This window comes from Allobacillus halotolerans, from assembly GCF_018967645.1.
Taxonomy (GTDB): Bacteria; Bacillota; Bacilli; order Bacillales; family Alkalibacillaceae; genus Allobacillus; species Allobacillus halotolerans.
Genome location: NZ_JAHLZF010000039.1, coordinates 1 through 2,449, shown reverse-complemented (window position 1 = coordinate 2,449; position 2,449 = coordinate 1). Strand labels below are relative to the sequence as shown.

Here is a 2,449-nt window from a genome sequence, read left to right as displayed (position 1 = left end):
GTAAGCGTCAAATAAACCGCACTCTAGTTTGAGTGCGGTTTGTGAGTTAAACTAATATTTGATTTAATTCTTCACTTTATCAGGTAGTTGATCTGACCAAGGAAGAAGAGGTTCGAGTGATTCACTCGTTAGTTCATTTATATTTGGTAATATCTCAAAAAGGTATGTGAGATATTCAAATGGCTTTAGATTATTTTCTTTAGCTGTTTCGATCACACTGTATATAACCGCGCTCGCACGAGCGCCTTTAAAAGTTTGGGCGAACAACCAATTTTTCCGACCAATTACAAATGGTTTAATGCTACGTTCAGCTCGGTTATTATCGATGTCTAACTGGGCATTTCCAAATGGTCGACGCAATTTTTGTTCTTGGTTGATGACGTATTTCATAGCCTGCCCTAGTAAGCTTTTCGGTGCGACAGTGTTCACATGTTTTTTTGTCCATGCGAAAAAAGCATCGACAACTGGAACACTTTTCTCTTGCCGATTTTCATGAATGTCATCAAGGGGTTTACCCTTCAATGAACGTTCGATTTTATATAATTGATTAATATATGCGAGGCCTTGTTCAGATAACGTAGGGCCATTTGATTTACCAAAGTTTCCAGCTTTGGTCGCTTCATCAAACTTTCGTCTAGCATGGGCCCAACAACCAGACAACTGAACATTAGGAAGCCCATCATAACCCTTATAGCCATCAACATGAAGGATGCCTTTATATCCATCCAGGAAGCGCTTCGGGTGTTTAGTCGCACGGGTTGTTTGATAATCAAACAGCACACATGAAGGGTCTTCTCGACCTGATCGATACAGCCACATATATGACTTACTTGTAGCTGATCGATCCTTTTCTTTTAACACTTGAATGGTTGTTTCATCTACATGCATGGTCGGTCTAGTAAGCAAGAAAGCCTTCAGGCTTTCATAGACAGGTTCTAGCCAATTCGTGGCTGCTTTAATCATCCAGTTCGCCATTGTTTGACGTGACAGTGTTAAATCTAACCGTTCAAGTTGTTTTTCTTGGCGATAAAGCGGCAATCCCTCTACATATTTTTGAGTCATAATATGAGCTATAGCGGATGGTGAAGCCATACTTTTAAAGATGACCGGTTCTGGCATTTGTGCCTTTGCAATGGGTGTTTCTACCTCATTCTTTTCACATTGGCGACATGAATAAACCGACCGACGGTGCTCTTTTATGTAAGCCGAGGCTGGAATTATTTCAATTTCTCTACGTTTCTCTACTGTCATTTCATGAATCGGACCCGAGCAGCAAGAACAAATTTGTTCGCTTTCAGGTAATGTATGAGTCACGACTTCAACCGGAAGCTGATTGACAGAGTCTGAGCTCGTACGTTTACGTTTTTTTCGCGTATACGTGATCTCTTCCTCCGTTGGTTCCTCAACTTCCGGTGCTTCAGTGACTTCCGTCTCGTTAAAGAGCGGAAGCTCTATTTGGTTATCAGGAGTCTTTTCACTCGAGGAGGCAAAACGTTTTTGCTGCATGAGTCGAAATTGTTCCTCATACCACTTTATAGTCGCCTTTTGTTGAGCGTTTACTTCCTCAAGCTCCTTGACTCGCTGTGATAATTCTTCAGTTTGGTTAGGTGTTTTCGTTGTATTAGTCATACCTCTATTTTACTATAAAAGCTTACAAAAATGGGCGGATTATACAACTTTTTTTGCGTCAATTTTTGGATGAACTTTTCCCTCTTCTACAGTTAACCCCTCTAATAACCATCGAAGTTGTCTGATGTCGATGTCCATGGTCTCACCCTCAAGCCCTTCGGGCCATTGAAAACGACCATTTTCGAGTCGACGGTAGTAAAGCCAAAAGCCATTGTGTTCCCAATGAAGTATTTTGACTTTATCGCGACCACGATTACAAAATAAGAACAAATCAGAAGAAAAGGGATCGAGTTGGAAGTATTCTTGGACCAGTGCTGCTAACCCGTCAATCGATAATCGCATATCTGTTTCACCATGGGCAATAAAAATTCGTTGTTTTCCATTAAGGTTGATCTTCATGTTCGAATCACCTCCAAAAGCTCCTGAAGGAGTTCTTGATCAAACCCTTTTTCAATGGTCATTCGTACATCTCGACATTCAACTTCAATAGAAGCGCTCGTATTTATCTCAATCGCTGACCATCCTGAGACCGATTGCTCCTTTGTTTGAACTTCTTCCGGGCAAAGATTTCGGCGTTGATTAATGAATTGATGATATGTGCATACTTGTTCTTGCTCGCACCATTCCTTTACCGTCAATCCACTTGCTTTCCATTCCTGAATTTTTTCAATCCACCATTCTTTTGAGTATACTTCAACATCGTCCGATGTTGTAATTGCGTAATGGGATTCTTCCACAAAACAACCTCCTTCATATCAAGATAGTTATAGTATGGAGGAGTGAGATGTGGAATTATAGGTGTGGTTATCTTTACGCTTAC

3 protein-coding genes are annotated in these 2,449 nt (G+C 40.8%); all 3 read right to left on the bottom strand.

The features are described from left to right. Nucleotides 1-63: 63 nt before the first annotated feature. The 3 genes from tnpC to tnpA are packed head-to-tail and all read right to left on the bottom strand — an operon-like array spanning nucleotide 64 to nucleotide 2,366. Nucleotides 64-1,629 (bottom strand): IS66 family transposase, encoded by a 1,566-nt coding sequence (gene tnpC / locus KQ486_RS13770; RefSeq protein WP_216687979.1) that lies wholly within the window; start codon nucleotides 1,627-1,629, stop codon nucleotides 64-66. Between the two features lie 39 nt (nucleotides 1,630-1,668). Next, nucleotides 1,669-2,028: an IS66 family insertion sequence element accessory protein TnpB gene (gene tnpB / locus KQ486_RS13765; protein WP_144089726.1), complete on the bottom strand. Its 360-nt coding sequence runs from the start codon at nucleotides 2,026-2,028 to the stop codon at nucleotides 1,669-1,671. After that, entirely contained in the window at nucleotides 2,025-2,366 is a 342-nt protein-coding gene (gene tnpA / locus KQ486_RS13760) for an IS66 family insertion sequence element accessory protein TnpA (RefSeq protein ID WP_216687978.1), read from the bottom strand. Before tnpA ends, tnpB begins: the two co-directional genes overlap by 4 nt. Nucleotides 2,367-2,449: the final 83 nt, after the last annotated feature.

What these genes read in the sequence shown, in the direction of transcription:
- tnpC (WP_216687979.1), bottom strand. Translation starts at nt 1,629, where the DNA reads ATGACTAATACAACGAAAACACCTAACCAAACTGAAGAATTATCACAG.
- tnpB (WP_144089726.1), bottom strand. Translation starts at nt 2,028, where the DNA reads ATGAAGATCAACCTTAATGGAAAACAACGAATTTTTATTGCCCATGGT.